The sequence below is a fragment of the Actinophytocola sediminis genome (genome assembly GCF_054779715.1).
The window spans coordinates 1-19068 of record NZ_BAAGXS010000023.1 but is presented as its reverse complement, the minus strand read 5'-3'; the positions used below and the strand labels follow the sequence as shown (position 1 = coordinate 19068).

At 72.5% G+C, this 19068-nt stretch carries 10 protein-coding genes; 7 read left to right on the top strand and 3 right to left on the bottom strand.

From position 1 onward, the window contains the following. Positions 1-6 precede the first annotated feature (6 nt). From ACYVIP_RS15140 to ACYVIP_RS15130, 3 genes are read right to left on the bottom strand one after another with little or no spacing between them, the layout of a single operon-like run. Positions 7-1512, bottom strand: coding sequence for a tripartite tricarboxylate transporter permease (locus ACYVIP_RS15140; RefSeq protein WP_460396515.1), 1506 nt, complete (start codon positions 1510-1512; stop codon positions 7-9). 8 nt (positions 1513-1520) lie between these two features. Next, the gene (locus ACYVIP_RS15135) at positions 1521-2006 is read right to left on the bottom strand and encodes a tripartite tricarboxylate transporter TctB family protein (RefSeq protein ID WP_460396513.1); all 486 of its coding nucleotides are present in this window, start codon (positions 2004-2006) and stop codon (positions 1521-1523) included. Continuing rightward, positions 2003-3013 (bottom strand): tripartite tricarboxylate transporter substrate binding protein, encoded by a 1011-nt coding sequence (locus ACYVIP_RS15130; protein ID WP_460396511.1) that lies wholly within the window; start codon positions 3011-3013, stop codon positions 2003-2005. The genes ACYVIP_RS15135 and ACYVIP_RS15130 overlap by 4 nt, the downstream gene beginning before the upstream one ends. Before the next feature lie 178 nt (positions 3014-3191). Here ACYVIP_RS15130 and ACYVIP_RS15125 point away from each other — a divergent pair, with 178 nt between their 5' ends. The 7 genes from ACYVIP_RS15125 (at position 3192) to ACYVIP_RS15095 (ending at position 18926) form a co-directional block, all read left to right on the top strand. Continuing rightward, positions 3192-4388 carry an MFS transporter gene (locus tag ACYVIP_RS15125; RefSeq protein WP_460396509.1) on the top strand — a complete coding sequence of 399 codons (1197 nt, stop codon included), beginning with the start codon at positions 3192-3194 and terminating at the stop codon, positions 4386-4388. Continuing rightward, positions 4385-14485: a MupA/Atu3671 family FMN-dependent luciferase-like monooxygenase gene (locus tag ACYVIP_RS15120; protein WP_460396507.1), complete on the top strand. Its 10101-nt coding sequence runs from the start codon at positions 4385-4387 to the stop codon at positions 14483-14485. Before ACYVIP_RS15125 ends, ACYVIP_RS15120 begins: the two co-directional genes overlap by 4 nt. A gap of 131 nt (positions 14486-14616) precedes the next feature. Then, the gene (locus tag ACYVIP_RS15115; protein WP_460396505.1) at positions 14617-14877 is read left to right on the top strand and encodes a GntR family transcriptional regulator; all 261 of its coding nucleotides are present in this window, start codon (positions 14617-14619) and stop codon (positions 14875-14877) included. Between the two features lie 45 nt (positions 14878-14922). After that, the gene (locus ACYVIP_RS15110) at positions 14923-15297 is read left to right on the top strand and encodes a permease (RefSeq protein WP_460396503.1); all 375 of its coding nucleotides are present in this window, start codon (positions 14923-14925) and stop codon (positions 15295-15297) included. Positions 15298-15559: 262 nt separating this feature from the next. Then, positions 15560-16474: a 5-dehydro-4-deoxyglucarate dehydratase gene (gene kdgD, locus ACYVIP_RS15105; RefSeq protein ID WP_460396501.1), complete on the top strand. Its 915-nt coding sequence runs from the start codon at positions 15560-15562 to the stop codon at positions 16472-16474. Continuing rightward, entirely contained in the window at positions 16471-17796 is a 1326-nt protein-coding gene (locus tag ACYVIP_RS15100; RefSeq protein WP_460396499.1) for an enolase C-terminal domain-like protein, read from the top strand. Before kdgD ends, ACYVIP_RS15100 begins: the two co-directional genes overlap by 4 nt. Then, on the top strand, positions 17793-18926 hold the full coding sequence (locus tag ACYVIP_RS15095) for an L-talarate/galactarate dehydratase (protein ID WP_460396497.1): 1134 nt from the start codon (positions 17793-17795) through the stop codon (positions 18924-18926). Before ACYVIP_RS15100 ends, ACYVIP_RS15095 begins: the two co-directional genes overlap by 4 nt. The last annotated feature ends 142 nt before the right edge of the window (positions 18927-19068 follow it).

Genomic DNA, 19068 nt, shown 5'->3' with positions numbered 1-19068 from the left:
ACGTTGTCACTTGTCGGCGGATGGCCTGGCGGCCCGGCGGCGGGCCAGCGCCGCGCGTACCGGCGGCAGCAGGGCCACCGCCACGAACACCACGAGCAGCGTGCCGGAGATCGGCCGGGTGAGGAATCCGGTCGGGTCGCCGTCGAAGATCAGCAGCGAGCGCCGCAGCGAGTCCTCCAGCAGCGAGCCAAGCACGAACGCCAGCACCAGCGGTCCCGGGTCGAACCCGAGCTTGCGCATCAGGTAGCCGAGCGCGCCGAAGACGATCACCAGCACGATGTCGAACACGTCGTTGTTGACCGTGTACACCCCGACCAGCGTGATCAGCACGGTGATCGGCGCGAGGATCGTGGCGCGCACCCGCAGGATCCGCACGAACAGGCCGACCAGCGGGATCGACATGATCAGCAACAGGATGTTGCCGAGGTACATCGAGTTGACCACGCCCCAGAACAGCTCCGGGTCCTCGGACAGCAGCTGCGGGCCAGGGCTCACGTCCTGGATCAGCAGCGCGCCGAAGATCACCGCCATGGTCGCGTTGGCCGGAATCCCCAGCGTCAGCAACGGGATGAACGATGAGGTGGCCGCCGCGTTGTTCGCGGTCTCCGGCGCGGCGACACCCTCGACCGCGCCGCGGCCGAACCGCTCCGGGTTCTTCGCGCGCCGCTTCTCCACCGCGTAGGCCACCAGCGACGACAGCGTCGCGCCGCCGCCGGGCAGGATGCCGAGCAGGAAACCGAGCACCGAGCCGCGGCCGATGGCACCGGCGGACTGGCGCAGGTCGGCCGTGGACGGCCACACGTTGGCCACCGGCGGCGGCCGGCGCGTCGCGCGGTGGCGTTGCTCCAGGTTGTAGAGGATCTCGCCGAGCCCGAACAGCCCCATCGCGATCGGCACGAAGTCCAACCCGTCGGCCAGCGACAGGTTGTCGAAGGTGAACCGCTCGGCCGAGGTGAACCCGTCGCGCCCAACGGTCGCCAGCAGCAGGCCGACACAGGCCGCGATCACCGCCTTGAGCCGGTGCCCGCTGCTGACCGTGGACACCAACAGGATGCCCAGCAACGCGAGCGCGGTGTACTCCGGCGGCCCGAAGTCGAGCGCGAACGCGGCGACCACCGGCGCGAGCAACGACATCGCCACGATGGACACCGTGCCGCCGACGAACGAGCCGACCGCCGCGATGCCCAGCGCGGTGCCGGCGCGGCCCTGTCTGGCCAGCTCGTGCCCGTCGAACACGGTGACCACCGACGAGGCCTCGCCGGGCAGCTTGAGCAGGACCGAGGTGATCGTCCCGCCGTACTGGGCGCCGTAGAAGATGCCGGCCAGCATGATGATCGCGGTCACCGGCTCGATGCCGAAGGTCACCGGCAGCAGGATCGCGATGGTGGCCGCCGGGCCGAGCCCGGGCAGCACGCCGATCAACATCCCGACGAGGACGCCGATGAGGCAGTACAGGAGGTTCGTCGGCTCCAGGACGACACCGAAGCCGTCGAGCACCGGGGACAGGTCCACGAACTCTCCTAGAGCAGGTGCGGGATCGACACGGCCAGCGCCGCGACGAACACGAGGTAGAACGCGGCCACCACGGCGAGGCTCACGACGATCGAGGTCCGCCAGCTCTCCCGGCCGAGGAAGCGCAGCCAGACCACACACAGCAGCGCGGCCGGCACCTCGAACCCGATGACCTCGATGACCGCGACGAACCCGACCATGGTCGCCAGGCCCGCGCCGACCAGCACGCTGGTGGGGGCGAACCGCTCGGCGTCGCTCGCCCGCCGGGCGGTGGCCAGCAACGCCACCCCGAGGACGACCAGCACGACGCTCACCACCAGCGGCCAGGTTCCCGGACCGGGGGCTCGTGCGCTGCCGACCCCGAGCGCGAGCGACCCGGCCAGCGCGGCCACCCCGACGGCGATGACCACGACCGCGACCACGGCGTTGCCGACGGTCCCGGCGAGCGGCGGCCGGTACTCCTCCTCGGCCGCCTCGCCGGCCGGGTCGGTCACCGCGACTCGCCGAGGTCGATCTGGTGCTCCTCGGCCAGGCTCCGGTACCTGTCGAGGCTGGTGCTCCACTGCTCGCGCAGCTCGTCGCCGCTGACCTCGTTGGGTGTGAGTTGGTTGCTCTCGTTGAACTTCTGGTACGCGTCGGACTCGAACGCCGTGCTGAACGCGGTCCGCAGCCGGTCGAGCACCTCCCGCGGGGTGCCCTTGGGCGCGAACACCGCGCGCGACTGCTGCACCGGCGCGTCGAAGCCCTCCTCGACGGCGGTGGGGATGTCGGCCAGGTAGGACGGGCGCTCCTCGGCGAAGGTGACGATCGGGGTCAGCTTGCCGGCCTCGATCTGCTCGATGGCCTCCCCGAGCTGGATCGAGCCGACGTCGACCTGGCCGCCGAGAACCGCGGTCAGCGTGGGGTTTCCGCCGTCGAAGGGCACGGCGGTCGCCTGGATGCCGGTCTGGGCGAACAGCAGCGCCTGGGACAGCTGGCTGCCGGTGCCCACACCGGTGGTGCCGTAGGTGATCGCCCGCCCGGCCGCCGTGAGGTCGGCGACCGTGGTGAGGCCGGAGCCGGGCGCGGTCACCAGGACGTAGTCGTCCTGGGAGAGTCCGGTGACGATCTCGTACTCGGCGATGTCGATCGCCTCGTCGTCGGGCACGGCCAGCGGCGTGATGTAGGCGAGGCTGCCGTTGTAGATCATCAGCGTGTGGCCGTCGGCGTCGCGGCCGGCGAGCTCCCTGGCGGCCAACGCGCCGTTGGCGCCCGGCTTGTTCTCCACGGTGATCGCGACGCCGAGGTCGTCGGTCGCGCCGTCGGCCAGCGCGCGGGCGATCAGATCGGTGCTGCCGCCGGGATCCTGGCCGACGTAGATGGTGATCGGGTCATCGCCGGGGAACTCCGCGCCCTCCTCGCCGCCACCGCCGAGGTTGCTGCCGCACCCGGTGAGCGATAGGACCGTGACCAGCCCGAGGCCGGCCGCCAGCAGACGATGTGCGCCGAGGTTCCTGATCATGTCGCGCTCTCCTTCGAGACGTCACTCGTCGGCGGAGCGTAGGAGCATTCTTCATGCCTGTCCAAATCCCAAGAGGCATGGATTGATACCTTCCGGGCATGACTGGCCAGGTCGGTGTGTATGTGAACACTGCGTGCGCACGTTGATCATGGTCGGCTGAACCGGGCAAACTGGTCACATGTCGAAGACCGAGGCCGTCGCGGTGCCACGGGCTTTCCTGCCGCTGGTCGTCGGCCATTCCTGCTCGGCATACGGAAACTATCTGAACCTCATCGCGCTGAGCCTGTTCAGCTACGAGTTGACCGGCACCCCGCTCGGCGTCGGCGTGGTCATGGCGCTGCGGCTCACGTCCGGGTTCGGCGCGGGACTGGTGGCCGGCGCGCTGCTCGCCAGGGTCGACCGGCGCCGGGTGATGATCGGCACGGACCTGGCCCAGGCAGCCGGCATGCTCGCGCTCGCGGTCGCCCCGGGGCAGGTCGTGCTGCTCGGCGCGGTCGCGGTCGTGCTCGGCTTCGGCAACACGCTGTTCACCGTCGCCCTGCGCAGCGGCGTGCCGGAGATGGTCGGCGAGCACGCGCGGGCGCGGGCCAACGGCTGGCTGGTCAGTGGGCGCTCGATCGGCATGGTGCTCGGCTTCGTCTCGGCGGGGCTGGTGGTCGCCGCCGGCGGGTTCGGCGTCGCGTTCCTGGTCAACGCCGCCACCTTCCTGGTTTCCGCCGGGTCGCTGCTGTTGGTGCGGCTGCCGATGCGCTCGGCCGACCCGCCGACGCCGCGGGCGGGGGCACGGCGGTGGTTGCCGCTGGCCGGGCTCGCGCCGGTGATCATCGCGCTGCTGGTGACCAGGGGGGCCGACGCGTTGGGGTCCGCCTCGCACAACACCGCGCTGCCGATCCACGCCGCCGTCGTCGACCCGGCGGGTCCGGCGGTGGTGATGAGCCAGTTCTGGGCGTCCTGGGCGGTGGGCATGCTGTTGGCCCACCAGCTTCTGCGCCGGCTGCCGCCGCCGCGCGGCGAGTGGGCGTTCGCGGTCGGCACCTGCCTGATGTCGGTGTGCTTCGCGCTGGCCTTCACCGGCCCGCCGTGGCCGCTGTTCCTGCTGTTCGCCGCGCTGGCCGGGCTCGCGGACGGCACGACCGAGATCCTCTACGTCACCCGGCTGCAGCAGGCGCCCGATCCCGAGCGCAGCCGCCTGCTCGGGTTCTCGGCCACCGCGGAGACCCTCGGGTTCGCGGTGGGCATGCTCGTCAGCTCCTCGGTGCTGGAGGTGGCGGCGCCGGTGGTGGTCGTGGCGTCCTTCCACGGGTTCGCGTTCCTGGTCGCCGGTGGCCTGCTGGTCCTGTTGCTCATCCAGCGCCGTGTGGGGAGTCCTCGATGACCTCGTTGTCCTGTGGCCAAGAGCTCGACCTGACCGAGGACGACCCGGGGGACGCGGTCGCGGCCCTGCACCGGGCCGCCCAGCGGTTCCCCGAGCACGCCGTGGTGACCGTGACCGAGGACGGCACCGTCCGCCAGACCTATCCCCAGCTGTTGGCGCGCGCCCGTGGCCTGCTCGGTGGCCTGGTGGACCGGGGCGCGCGGCCGGGCGACCCGGTGGTGCTCACCGACCTGCCGCTGCCGGACTTCTTCGCGACGTTCTGGGCCTGTCTGCTCGGCGGGCTGGTGCCGGTCCCGATGACCGACTCGGCGCGGCTCGGGCACGTCCGCGAGCTGCTCGGCGACCCGCTGGTGATCACCCAGGGCGACCCGCTCGACGAGCGTCCGGTGGCCGGCGGCGAGCCGCGACCGGACGCGCCGGCACTGCTGATCCTGTCCTCGGGCAGCACCGGCCGGCCGAAGGCGGTGCCGTTGACCCATCGCGCGCTCGCGCTCGGCGCCGCGGGGTGTGGGCGCGCGGTGGGGCTCCGGCCGGAGCACGTGACCCTCAACTGGTTGCCGATCGACCACAGTGGAGCATTGCTGCTGTACCACGTGAACTCGGTGTTCGCCGGGGCCACCAACGTGCACGTGGCCACCGACCTGGTGCTCGCCGAACCGGTGCGCTGGCTGGAGCTGCTGGCCGAGTACCGGGTGGCGCACAGCTGGGCGCCCACCTTCGGCTTCCAGCTGGTGGTCAACGCGCTCGCCGGGTCGGATCGCCACTGGGACCTGTCCCGCGTGGTGACGTTGATGTGCGGTGGCGAGCAGATCAGCCACCGGGTGGCCACCGATTTCCTTGCCGCGACCCGGGATTTCGGGGTTCGGCGGGACGCGCTGGTGTCCGCGTGGGGGATGGCCGAGACCGCGAGCGCGGTGACCTACGGCCGGCTGGCCGTGCGGCAAGTGTTGTCCGCGAGTCTCGGCGGGGACCTGGTGTTCGTCGACGAGACCACCGACGAGCGCGACCGGATCGCGTTCGTGCCGGTGGGCACCCCGGTCGCGGGCGTCGCGCTGCGGGTGGTCGGCCCCGACGGCGCGGTGCTGCCCGAGCGGCGGATCGGCCGGCTGCAGGTGTCCTCGGCGCGGGTGACGCCCGGCTATCTCGGCGACGAGGAGGCCGACCGCGCCGCGTTCCCCAACGGTGACCGGACCTGGCTGGACTCCGGGGATCTCGCGTTCCTCGACGGCGGCGCGGTGACGATCACCGGGCGCGCCAAGGACGTCGTCATCATCAACGGGCACAACCACTACTGCCACGAGATCGAGGACGTGGTCCGCGCGGCGGGCCCGGCCGGGGCCGCGGTCGCCGCGTGCGGGGTGCCCAACCCCGCGACCGGCAGCGAGGACCTGGTGGTGTTCATCGCCGGCACCGGTGACGCGCGCGCGGTGCGGCAGGCGGTGTTCGAGCGGCTGCGGCTGAGCTGCCGGGTGGTTTTCCTGACCGAGCAGGAGTTCCCCCGAACCCCGAGCGGCAAGGTACGCCGCGGTGTGTTGCGCGAGCGCGCCCTCGCCGGCCACTACGACACCCCAGCAGCCCCCACCCCACCCCGCGAGTCCAACCCACCCACCCCGCGAGTCCAACGTTCCCGCCCCGCGAGTCCAACGCTCCCGACACGCGCGTCCATGACCGACCGGGTGTCGGCGATCATGTCCGACGTGGTCGGGTCCGAAGTGGACCGGCAGACGCCGTTCTTCGACCTCGGGCTGACCTCGATCGCGCTCGCCGGCGTGCGCGCGCGGCTCGCGGCTGAGCTCGGCACGGAGATCCCGGTGACCGCGCTGTTCCGGCACCCGACGGTCGATCGGCTGGCCGCCTACCTGGCGGAGGGCTCGTCGCCCCGGCCGCGACCTGTTGTCCCGTCGGGGAAGCCGGACCGGCGGGTGGCGATCATCGGGATGTCGGGCCGGTTCCCCGGCGCGCGGGACCTCGACCAGTTCTGGTCGAACCTGCGTGCCGGCGTCGACAGCGTCACGGTGTTCCCGTCCTCGGCCGACGATCCCGACCTGCGGCCGGTGTGCGGGGTGCTCGACGACGTCGACGGGTTCGACGCCGGGTTCTTCGGCATCAGCCCACGGGAGGCTGCGCTGACCGACCCGGCGCACCGACTGTTCCTGGAGTGCTGCTACCACGCACTCGAACACGCCGGGTACGCCGGCCAGGAAAGCGGCTACCGGGTGGGGGTGTTCGCCGGGTCGGGCATGCACCTGTACGGCCACCAGGACGGCGCCGAGTCCGGGCTGGTGGCCACGATCGGCGCCGAGCCGGACTTCCTGGCCAGCAGGGTGGCCTACCGGCTCGGTCTGACCGGTCCGGCGATCGGGGTGCGCACGGCATGCTCGACCTCGCTGGTCGCCGTGCACCTCGCGGTGCGGGCCCTGCTCGACGGGGACGCGGACCTCGCGGTGGCCGGCGCCGCGGCCGTGCACCTGCCCCAGGAGACCGGCTACCGGTACGAGCCGGGGTCGATCCTGTCGGCGAGCGGCCGGTGCCGGGCGTTCGACAGCGCGGCCGACGGCACGGTCGGCGGCAACGGCGTCGCGGCGGTCGTGCTCAAGCCACTGGCCGCCGCACTGGCCGACGGCGACCCGGTGCACGCGGTGATCCTCGGCTCGGCGGTGAACAACGACGGCCGGGACAAGGTGGGGTTCACCGCGCCGAGTGTGACCGGGCAGGCGGCGGTGGTCCGGGCGGCGCTGGACCGTGCCGGGGTGTCGGCGGAGACCGTGACCTACGTCGAGGCCCACGGCACCGGGACCGAGCTGGGTGACCCGGTGGAGTTCGCGGCGCTGACCGAGGCGTTCCGCGCGTCGACCGACCGGGTCGGCTACTGCGCGCTCGGGTCGGTGAAGCCGAACATCGGCCACCTGGACACCTGCGCGGGGATGGCCGGGCTGATCAAGGCCGTGCTGATGGTGAAGTACGGCGAGCTGGTGCCCACGATCAATCTTGAGCGGCCGAACCCGGCGCTGGCGCTCGACGCCAGCCCGTTCACACTGGCGACCGAGAGTCGCAACTGGACTGTCGACAGTGGACCGCGTCGGGCCGGGGTGAGCGCGCTCGGCGTCGGCGGGACGAACGCGCACGTGGTGCTCGAGGAACCGCCATCGGTTGGCCAGGAGCCGGTGGCCGACGGGCCGGTGCTGGTCCCGCTGTCGGCGGCGGACCCGGCCGCGCTGGCGACCATGGTCGACCGGTTTCGGCCGCCGGCGGACACCCGGGTCGCCGACGTGGCGCGGACGCTCACGCTCGGCCGTCGCCACCTGCCGTTCCGGGCGACCGCCGTCGGCCGGAGTGCCGAGGAACTGGTGGCGTCGCTGACCGTCGGCGGGCCGGCGGTCGGGCCGGTGGTGTTCGCGTTCAGCGGTCAGGGGCGGGTGCCGGACCTGGCGGCGCTCCACGCGGCGTTCCCGGTGGTGCGCGCGGTGCTCGAGGAGTGCGCGCGGAGCTGTCCCGGCCTGCTCACCGGGTCCGGCCCGGCCCAACCGACGTTGTTCGCCTGCCAGGTGGCCATGGTCGAGCTGTGGCGGGCGGTGGGCGTGTCGCCGGCCGTGGTCACCGGACACAGCCTGGGGGAGTACGCCGCCCTGTACGCGGCGGGCGCGTTGTCGCTCGCGGACGGGATGCGCCTGGTGCTCGCCAGGGAGGTGGCGATGAGCGGGCTCGAGCCGGGCGGGATGCTGGCCGTCAACACGGAGCTGGCGACCGCGCGCCGCGTCGCGACGTCGACGGGCGTCGAGATCGCCGCGGTGAACGGCACGGCCGCGGTGGTGCTGTCAGGTGCCGAGGAGGCGATCGCGGCGGCCGAGGTGGCCGGCGGCGGCCGGCGGTTGCCCGGCGCGATCGCGTTCCACTCGCGACTGGTCGAGCCCGCGTTGCCGGCGTTGCGGCGGGCGGGGGAGGAGGTCGACTGGCGACCGCTGCGCGTCCCGCTGGTCCGCGGGGTCGACGGGGTGACCCTGCCGGTGGGCACGGTGCTCGACGCACAGGCGCTGTGCCGCCACGCGCGGGAGCCGGTGCGGTTCGATCTGGTGTTGGCCGCGTTGGGTGAGCGTGACGTGGTGGAGTTGGGTGCCGGTGAGGTGTTGGCGCCGTTCGGTCGCCGGCTGACACCGGAGTCCCGTTGGCACACCGGCAGGGCGCCCGACCCGGTGACGGGATTCCTTACGGCGGTGGGAAACCTGTACCGGGGTGGGATCGAGATCGACTGGAGTGCGCTGATGGTGGCCGGTGCCCGACGAATTCCCCTGCCGGCCTACCCGTTCCAGCGGGAGAACCCGCCGCAGGAGGCGGCGGAGGCGGACGAGGCGGCGCTCTGTGCGCTGACCGCTCGGTTGCTCGGCGTGCCGGTGACGTCGGTGACCCCGGACAGCACGTTCGTCGGCATCGGCGCCGACTCGCTGACGCTGATGAGCATGGTCCGCGAGCTGAACGAGACCAACGGCACGACGATCTCGGTCCGCAGGCTCTTCACCGACCTGGACACCCCCCGCAAACTCGCGGCCAGCCACCGCACCGCCCGCCCGCCCACCACACAGCAGCCCCCCGCGCCGCCTGCGGTCACCGCGCCGGCGCCACCGGTGGCCCCGGTCGGGCAGCCGGTGGACCGCACCGAGTTCGGCGCGCTTGTCGAGCGGCAACTCGCGCTGGCCGAACGGATGGTCGACCGGATCAGCACATTGATGACCGACCAGTTGGCCGCGTTCGGCACGCCCGCTCCCGAGCGCACCTCCGCCCCGCAACCGCCTGCTCCGGACCCGGCTCCGGCGATTCCGGCCCCGACTCCGCGGCCAGTTCCCGAGGCACCCCACCCCGTCGCGTCCCCGCCCGGCCGGCGCACCGCCGACTTCAGCCTCTACTTCTTCGGCGACTATCCCGATCACGCGGAAACCGACAAATATCAGCTGATCACCACTGCCGCGCGGTTCGCCGACCAGCACGGGTTCCACGCGCTCTGGTTGCCGGAGCGGCATTTCCACTCCTTCGGCGCGCTGTTCCCCAACCCGTCCGTACTCGCCGCCGCGCTCGCCGCCCAGACCGAACGCGTCCGGCTGCACGCTGGCTCGGTCGTCCTCCCGTTGCACCATCCCATCCGGGTGGCCGAGGAATGGTCCGTTGTGGACAACCTGTCCGGCGGACGGGTCGGGCTCTGTGTCGCCAGCGGCTGGCACGCCACCGATTTCGTGCTCGCGCCGGAGAACTACGGCCGCCACCGCGACCTCATGTACTCCCGGCTGGACACCGTTCGCCGGCTGTGGGCGGGGGAGGAGATCACCGCCACCTCCGGCTCCGGCGACCAGGTGCCCGTCCGGCTGCACCCGCGTCCCCTGCAGGACCAACCCCCGATGTACGTCGCCGTCGTGGGCAACCCGGAGAGCTACCGGCTGGCCGCCGAGCACGACCTCGGCGTCGTCACCAACCTCATGGCCCAGGACGTCGACCAACTCGCCGCGAACATCGCCGGCTACCGCCGCGCCAGGGCCGAGCTCGGCCGGGACCCCGGCCGCGTCGTGGTGCTCGTGCACACCTATCTCGGCGACGACCTCGATCGTGTGCGCCAGCAGGCCTTCCGTCCCTTCGTCGACTACCTGCGCTCCTCCCTGTCGTTGTTCAACCAGGTCACCAACAGCCTCGGCATCGACGTCGACCTCGATGCCACCGACGCCGACGACGTCGACTTCCTCCTCGAACGCGCCTACCAGCGCTACTGCGAGTCGCGCGCGTTGATCGGCACCCGGGACAGCGTCACCCCGGTCCTGCGGCGCCTGGTCGACGCCGGTGCCGACGAGATCGCCTGCTTCGTCGACTTCGGCGTGCCCCGCGAACAGGTCATCGCCGGACTGTCCACTTTGGACGATCTGCGCCGTGCGCACCAACGTGCGGCCGAGCCGCTGACCCCGGCCCAGCGCCGGATCTGGTTCCTCGACCGGCTCTACCCCGACCAGTTGATCTACCACGAGCCGAAGGCGATCCGGTTCACCGGTCCGGTCGACGTGCCCGCGCTCGTGGCCGCCCTGCGGCGCGTCGTGGACCGCCAACCCGCGCTGCGCACGGTGTTCCGCGACGAGGCGGGCGAGCCGTACCGGCTGGTGCTGCCCACGATGGCGGTGGACTGCCCGCTCGTCGAGCGCACCGGCGTCCCGGAGGAGCAGGCGCTGCGCGCGGCGCTGGCCGACCACACGGTGCTCGACCTCGCCACCGGCCCGCTGCTGACCGCCACCCTGCTCCGGCTCGCCGAGCACCATCACCTGTTGGTGCTCAACGCCCATCACATCGTGTTCGACTCCGCGTCCACCGCGGTCCTGTTGCGCGACCTCGCCACCTACTACCGCGCCTTCCCCGGGGATCCCGAGCTGCCCGCGTTGCCGGAGCCCGAGGAGCGGACCGCCGATCCGGCCGAGCACCTCGACTACTGGCGTGCCCAGCTCGCCGGCGCGCGGTCGCCGCGACTGCCGACCGACCACCCGCGCCCGCCGGTGCGTTCCGGCGCGGGCGCCGCGCTGACCCACCACCTCGACGCCGACCTCGCCGACCCGGTCGACCGGCTCAGCCGCGAGCACGGCGTGACGATGTTCATGACGCTCCTCGGCGCGATCGCCGCGACGCTTGGCCGGTTCGCCGACCAGGACGACCTCGTGCTCGGCACCGTGGTCGCCAACCGGGGACGTGCCGGGGACCAGCTCGTCGGGTTGCTGCTCGACACCGTCGCCGTGCGGGTGGACCTCACCGGCGACCCCAGCCTCACCGAGCTGGCCACCCGGGTCCGGGACACCACGCTGTCCGCCTTCGAGCATCCGGTGCCGTTCGACGAACTGGTGCGGGCGCTCAACCCGGAACGCGACCCGGGCAGCAACCCGCTGTTCCAGGTCGTGGTCGAGTACGAGAACGAGACCGTCGTCGACTTCGCGCCCGCGCTGACGGTCACGCCGCTGGACGTGCCGACCGACCGGGCGCCGTTCGATCTCACGCTCTACCTGACCCGGCATTCCGGCGGGCTGCGGCTCGGCATCGAGTACGACACCGATCTGTTCACAGTGGACACCGTCCGCCGGATGGTCGTCCTCGTCGAGCAGGTGCTGCGGCGGGCGGTGGGCACGCCGTCGGCGAGGCTGTCCGAGCTGACCGCGCCCACCGGTGCCGACCTCGCGGAGCTGACCCGATGGCAGGGGGCGGCCGCGCCGGCGGCGGACTGTCTGCACACGCTGGTCGAACGGCAGGTCGACCGCACGCCCGACGCGGTCGCCCTGGTCGACGGCAACGCGGAGCTGACCTACCGGGAGCTGGACGACCTGGCCAACCAGCTCGCCAACTCCTTGCTGGCCAACGGCATCGGCCGAGGCGACCTGGTCGCCGTCCAGCTGCCCCGAGGCATGGAACTCATCGCCAGCATCCTCGGCGTGCTCAAGTCCGGCGCGGCCTACCTGCCGCTGGACCCATCGCTGCCCGCCGCCCGGGTCGAGCACCTGTTGCTGGACAGCGGCGCCCACCTCCTGCCGGCCGTCCACACCGACACCAGCCGCCCGAATGTGCCGGTGTCCCCGGCGGATCTGGCGTACTGCGTGTACACCTCGGGCTCCACCGGCCGGCCGAAGGGTGTGCTGGTGCCCCACTGCGGCCCGGCCAACGTCGTGCGCTGGCAAGCCGCCCAGCACCCTCCACTTCGGACATTGCAGTGGACGTCGCCGGCATTCGACGTCAGCGTCCAGGAGATCTTCAGCACGCTCGCAGCCGGGGCCACCCTCGTCCTGGTCGACGACCGGACGCGCCACGACCCCGCCGCGGTCGTCCGCGTGCTGCGCGAACACCGGGTGCAACGGATCTTCCTGCCGTACACACCGCTGAAGTACCTGCTCGAGTCCCCGGCCGAACTTCCGGACCTGCGGGTGGTGGTCTCCGCGGGCGAGGCGTTCGTACTCACCGCGCCGTTGCGCGGGTTCTTCGCCGCGCACCCCGACTGCGTGCTGTACAACCAGTACGGCCCGACCGAGGGCTCGATCATCGTGACCGCACACCAGGTCGACCCCGCGGGCCCGGCCCGCCCGTCGATCGGCAGGCCGATCGACGGCGTCACCGTCGAGGTGCTCGACGATCGGCAGCTGCCGGTGCCGGCCGGCGCCATCGGCGAGCTGTACCTCGGCGGAACCGCCGTCGCCGCGGGCTATCTCGGCCGTCCACAGGAGACCGCGACGGCGTTCGTCGCCGACCAGAAGCGGCCGGGCGCACGCCGTTACCGCACCGGCGACCTCGGCCGGTGGCGCGGCGACGGCACGGTCGAGTTCCTCGGCCGCCGCGACGACCAGGTCAAGATCCGGGGCAACCGGGTGGAGCCCGGCGAGGTCGCGCTGGTGCTCGGCGACCTGGACGGCGTCCGGGACAGCGCGGTACTCGCCCGCCGCGACGGCGCCGGCGAGACCGAGCTGGTGGCCTACGTCGTGCTCGCACCCGGCCAGGACCTCGACGTACTGCCCACCCGGCTACGCACCCTGTTGCCCGACTACCTGGTGCCGTCCCGATGGCTCCCGGTACCCGAACTTCCGGTCAACGCCAACGGAAAGCTCGACACCGCCGCGCTGGCCGAGCTGGCGGTCGAGCCGGCGGGCACCGCGCCGGTGTCCGAACTGGAACGCACACTGCACGACCTGTGGTGCGCCGAACTCGGCCGGGAACAGCTGCCGGTGGACCGCTCGTTCTTCGCGCTCGGCGGCCATTCCCTGTCCGCGGTCCGCCTGCTCAACCGCGTCACCGAACGGGTGGGCCGCCCCGTCACCATGGCGGAGTTCTTCCGCGCGCCCACGATCCGCGGCCTCGCGGCCCGGCTCACCGCGACCGTGCCGACGACCTCGCGGCAACGCCGGCTCTGGCGCCGCCACCACGAGCAGACCGGCCCGGCGGTGTACAACGTCAGCCACCGGATCGACCTGCGCGGCCGCCTGGACGTGCCGAACCTGGAACGCTCGTTGAGCGCGCTGGTGGCCAGGCACGACGCCCTGCGGACGCGCCTGATCGACGAACGGACACAGGAGTTCCGGCCCCCGTTCCCGATTTCCCTACCCGTCACGACGATCCCCGAGTCCACTGTGGACGACTGGTGCCAGACCGTGATCGCCACGCCGTTCGCCCTGGACCGCGAGCCGCTGCTGCGCGCCCAGTTGGCCAGCGTCGACCACGACCACCACGTGCTGGTGCTCGTCGCCCACCACATCGTGTGCGACGGCTGGTCGTTCGGCGTGCTGTGGCGCGACCTGTCCGCACTCTGTGCCGGCGAGACCCTGCCGCCAGCGCCCCGCTTCGCCGACCACGTCCACGCGGAGGCCGACCACCTCAGCGGCCACCGGCTGGCCGAGCTGTCCCGGTTCTGGCGCGACGAGTTGGCCGGCGCCGACCTGACGCTGCCGCTGCCGGCCGACCACGCCCGCCCGGCCACCCTGACCAGCCGCGGCGCCCGCCACGACTCGGCGGTGCCGAGCGCGGTGGCCGACCGGGTCCGCGCCACCGCGACCGAGGCGGGCAGCACCCCCTACGCGGTCCTCGCGGCCGCGTTCGCGGTCTGGGCGGCGCGGCTGTCCGGCCGGCCGGAGGTGGTCATCCCGACCTCGGTGGCCAACCGTGGCCGCCAGGCACACGAGTCCCTGGTCGGCATGCTCGGCGACGCCCTGCCCCTGCGCGTCCCCGTGCACCGGGCAGACGCGCACGACCTGGTCCGCCAGGTGTCGACCACGCTGTACACGGCGCTGGACCACAGCGACCTGCCGCTGACCGAGGTCGTGGCGCAGGTCCCGGGCGCACGGCTGCCGAACATCCTGTTCACGGTCGTCACCGACCCGCCGCCGGCGCTCACCGTGCCCGGCGTCGCGGCGACGGTCCGGGAGCTGACGGTGCCCGGCCTGGCCCGCAACGAGCTCTACCTCCGGCTGACCCTCGGCGAGACCATCGCCGTGACCTGGGAGTACGCGACCGACCTGTTCACCGCGCGCACCGTCGCGGACTGGGACACCGCGCTGCACGCGACGTTGACCGAACTCACGTTGCCACGCGCGCGCCCGGCCGGCGTGGATTGATACCTTCCCGGCATGGCCTGCACTCTGGAGCAGGTGCGTGATCACCGCCGGCTTCCCGCCCGCACAGCGCTCCCCACGACGAGGTTCGCGCGTGACAACCATGCAGGTCAGAGCGTGTCTACAGTGCACGCATGTCCTGGCCGTCCCGCGCGGACCTCATCGAGCACGGCTCTGCGGTGCCGCTCTGGCGACAGGTGGCCGATGACATAGCCGCGCGGATCGAGTCGGGAGAACTACCGCCAGGCGCTCGACTGCCCGCCGAGCTGGAACTCGCCGAGATCTACGGCGTGGCGCGAGGAACAGTCCGCCGGGCGGCGTTGGAGCTACGGAAGGACAGCGGCGTGTTGGTCGTGTCTCGCGGACTCGGGACGTTCGTGGCACGGGAGCGCTGAACAGCACGTCGGGGGACGGCAAGGGCCACTCGGTACGCTGTCGGCATGGCTCAGCCTGAAGACCTGGAAGCCCGCATGACGGCGCTGGAGACCGAAGTCCGGCAACTGGCCGACCGCGTCCGCCACAGTGAGCAGGACGCAGCAGCCGCGCGTGTGCTGGCAGGCGGGGCCGACCGCGACGTTGCGGAGATCCGTGGCGAGATCCGGGACTTTCGTCAGGCCACCACGTCCGGCTTCAACGCGATGCGCGACGACCTGAACGACCTCCGCAGCAAGCTGGAGCAGGGGTTCGGCGAGTCCCAGCAGGGATTCACCGAGGTGCGCGGCAAGCTCGATGCCACAGCCGCTGGTCAGCAACAGATCGTCGACTTGCTGAACACGATCATCGGTCAGGGTGGTCAGCACGACGACCAGCCGTAGGCGCACGACGGACCGTCTCGGTCCGGGACCGTTCGGACCGTCGCAAACGGGTCAGACATCGCACTGACCTGCACGAACGACAACAACGGACGCGGCGGAACAGTGCGGAGTGTGTTGTGGCGGCGGGAATCGGCGAACCCGGCGCTGTGGCGGGTACTTCAGGTGCTGGCGGGCCGCACGTCGAACCCGTGATGCTCGCGCGGCATCGCGTCATGCGAAACAGCTCTTGGACATGCATCGTGGGGCGTCCTTTCATGGATCCGTGACCCTGCTGCCTCCGGATGTCCTGGCCGACCGTCTCCGTTCCGGTCTGCTGTCCTTCCCGGTGACCCACTTCGACGCCGACCTCCAGTTCGACGAGGTCCGCTACCGCGAGCACCTGGCCTGGCAGGCCGGGTTCGACATCGCCGGGCTGTTCGCCGCCGGCGGCACGGGGGAGGGCTTCTCGCTGACCGTCGCGGAGGCCGACCGCGTGGTCCGGGCCGCCGTCGACGAGGTCGCGGGCGCGGTGCCGGTGGTGGCCCCGGCCACCGGCGCGACCGTCGTCGCGGTCGCGCAGGCCAAGGCCGCCGAGGCCGCCGGCGCGTCCGGCGTGCTGCTGTTCCCGCCCTATCTCACCGAGGCCGGGCAGCGTGGGCTGGTCGAGCACGTCAGCACGGTCTGCCAGGCCACCCGCCTCGGGGTGATCGTCTACAGCCGCGCCAACGCGGTCTTCGGCGACACCGCGGTGGCCGAGTTGGCCGAGCGCAACCCCAACCTGATCGGCCTCAAGGACGGGGTCGGCGACATCGAGCGGCTGACCCGTACCTACGCCAAGGTCGGCGACCGGCTGATCTACATCGGCGGCCTGCCAACGGCCGAGACGTTCGCGCTGCCGCTGTTGCAGCTGGGCATGAGCACCTACTCCTCGGCGCTGTATAATTTCCTGCCCGAGTTCGCGCTGCGCTTCTACGCCGCGGTCCGCGCCCAGGACCGGGACGCGGTCTACCGCATGCTGCGCGAGTTCGTGCTGCCCTACCTGGACATCCGCGACCGGGGCCGGGGCTACGCGGTGTCGATCGTCAAGGCGGGCCTGACCGCCGTCGGCCGCGACGGCGGCCGGGTCCGCCCACCCCTGACCGACCTGACCCCCACCGAACTCGCCGACCTCACCGCACTGGTAAAGAAGGTCGTATGACTGTCGTCGCGCGGGTCGAGGTCGTCCCGGTCGCCGGGCGGGACAGCATGTTGCTGAACCTCAGCGGCGCGCACGGCCCGTTCTTCACCCGCAACGTGGCCATCCTGACCGACAGCGACGGCCGGGTCGGCCTGGGCGAGGTGCCCGGCGGCGAGGCGATCCGGCGCACCATCGCCGACGCCGCCGACCTGCTCGTCGGCCAGCCGGTGGCCGGCTACGCCCGGCTGCTGCGCACGGTGGCCGAGACCTTCGCCGACCGCGACGCCGCCGGCCGCGGCGGGCAGACCTTCGACCAGCGCACCACCGTGCACGCGGTGACCGCGCTGGAGTCCTGCCTGCTCGACCTGCTCGGCCAGCACCTCGGCGTGCCGGTCGCCGAGCTGCTCGGCGACGGCCAGCGGCGCGCGTCGGTGCCCGTGCTCGGCTACCTGTTCTACGTCGGCGACCGGCACCGCACCGACCTGCCCTACCTCGCCGAGCCCGACCCGGCCGACGACTGGGCCCGGCTGCGCCGCGAACCGGCACTCACCACCGGGGCCGTGGTCGCGTTGGCCGAGGCGGCCGGCGCGCGCTACGGGTTCGCCGACTTCAAGCTCAAGGGCGGTGTGCTCCCGGCGGAACAGGAGATCGCCGCGGTGCGCGCGCTGGCCGACCGGTTCCCGCAGGCGCGGATCACCCTCGACCCCAACGGGGCCTGGCCGCTGGCCGAGGCGATCGAGCTGTGCCGCGACCTGCACGGTGTGCTCGCCTACGCCGAGGACCCGGTCGGCGCGGAGGGCGGCTTCTCCGGCCGGGAGACCATGGCGGAGTTCCGGCGGGCGACCGGGCTGCCGACGGCGACCAACATGATCGCCACCGACTGGCGCCAGCTCGCGCACGCGATCCGCGCGGACGCGGTCGACATCCCGCTGGCCGACCCGCACTTCTGGACCATGCGCGGCTCGGTGCGCGTCGCCCAGCTCTGCGCGGACTTCGGGCTGACCTGGGGCTCGCACTCCAACAACCACTTCGACATCTCGCTGGCGATGTTCACCCACGTCGGCGCCGCCGCGCCCGGCCCGATCACCGCGCTGGACACCCACTGGATCTGGCAGGACGGCCAGGCGCTCACCCGCCGCCCGCCGCGCATCGAGCACGGACACCTCGCCGTCCCGGCCACGCCCGGTCTCGGCGTCGAGCTGGACCCCGACGCGCTGGCCGCGGCCAACGAGCTGTACCGCGAACACGGCCTCGGCGCCCGCGACGACGCGGTCGCCATGCGCTACCTGGTGCCCGACTGGCACTTCGACCCCAAGCGCCCTTGCCTGGTTGGTGCCTCATGACGGACGCGATCACGTCGGTGACCCTGTCGTCGGTGACGCTGCCGCTGTCGGCGGGGATCAGCGACGCCAAGGTGTTCACCGGGCGGCAGCGGCCGATGACCGAGGTCGCGTTCCTGTTCGCCGAGCTGCGCACCGAGTCCGGCCTGACCGGCATCGGCTTCAGCTACGCCAAACGCGCCGGGGGACCGGCCCAGTTCGCCCACGCCCACGAGGTCGCGCCCGACCTGATCGGCGAGGACCCCAACGACATCGGCCGGCTGTGGACCAAGCTCGTCTGGGCAGGAGCCTCCGTCGGGCGCAGCGGCGCGGCCACCCAGGCACTGGCCGCCATCGACGTCGCGCTGTGGGACCTCAAGGCCAAGCGCGCCGGGCTGCCGCTGGCCAAGCTGCTCGGCGCGCACCGCGACTCGGTGCGCTGCTACAACACCTCCGGCGGCTTCCTGCACGAGTCGGTCGAGCAGATCATGGACAACTGCACCCGCACCCTGGCCTCGGGCGTCGGCGGCATCAAGATCAAGGTCGGCCAGCCGGACTGGCGCGCGGACCTGCGCCGGGTGGCCGCGGTCCGCGAGCACCTCGGCGCGGACGTGCCGCTGATGGTGGACGCCAACCAGCAGTGGGACCGGCCGACCGCCGCGCGCATGGGCCGGGCGCTGGAGGAGTTCGGGCTGGTCTGGATCGAGGAGCCGCTGGACGCCTACGACGCCGAGGGGCACGCGGAGCTCACCCGGTCGCTGCACACCGCGGTCGCCACCGGTGAGATGCTCACCAGCGTCGCCGAACACTACGAGCTGATCCGCGCGGGCGCGGCCGACATCCTGCAACCCGACGCCCCGCGCATCGGCGGCATCACCCAGTTCCTCAGGCTCGCGACCCTGGCCGACCACCACCACCTCGCGCTGGCCCCGCACTTCGCGATGGAGATCCACGTGCACCTCGCGGCCGCCTACCCGCGCGAGCCGTGGGTGGAGCACTTCGACTGGCTGTACCCGTTGTTCAATGAGCGCCTGGTGACCGAGGACGGGCGCATGCACCTGTCCGACCGCCCCGGCCTCGGTATCACCCTCAGCGAACAGGCGCGGGCGTGGACCGTCGCGAGCGTGACCATCGACAGGGAAGGAACGCCGTGACCGACGTAGTCAGCATCGACCCGCGCACCGGAGAGGTGGCCGAGGTCGTCGCCACGGAGACCACGCCGGCGGAGGTCACCCGGCTGTGCGCGGCCGCGCTGGCCGCCGCCGCGGCGGTGGCCGCCCTCGACCGCGCCGGCCG

Coding starts and splice junctions, on each gene's coding strand:
- ACYVIP_RS15130 (WP_460396511.1), bottom strand. CDS start 3,013: ATGATCAGGAACCTCGGCGCACATCGTCTGCTGGCGGCCGGCCTCGGG.
- ACYVIP_RS15125 (WP_460396509.1), top strand. CDS start 3,192: ATGTCGAAGACCGAGGCCGTCGCGGTGCCACGGGCTTTCCTGCCGCTG.
- ACYVIP_RS15120 (WP_460396507.1), top strand. CDS start 4,385: ATGACCTCGTTGTCCTGTGGCCAAGAGCTCGACCTGACCGAGGACGAC.
- ACYVIP_RS15115 (WP_460396505.1), top strand. CDS start 14,617: ATGTCCTGGCCGTCCCGCGCGGACCTCATCGAGCACGGCTCTGCGGTG.
- ACYVIP_RS15110 (WP_460396503.1), top strand. CDS start 14,923: ATGGCTCAGCCTGAAGACCTGGAAGCCCGCATGACGGCGCTGGAGACC.
- ACYVIP_RS15100 (WP_460396499.1), top strand. CDS start 16,471: ATGACTGTCGTCGCGCGGGTCGAGGTCGTCCCGGTCGCCGGGCGGGAC.
- ACYVIP_RS15095 (WP_460396497.1), top strand. CDS start 17,793: ATGACGGACGCGATCACGTCGGTGACCCTGTCGTCGGTGACGCTGCCG.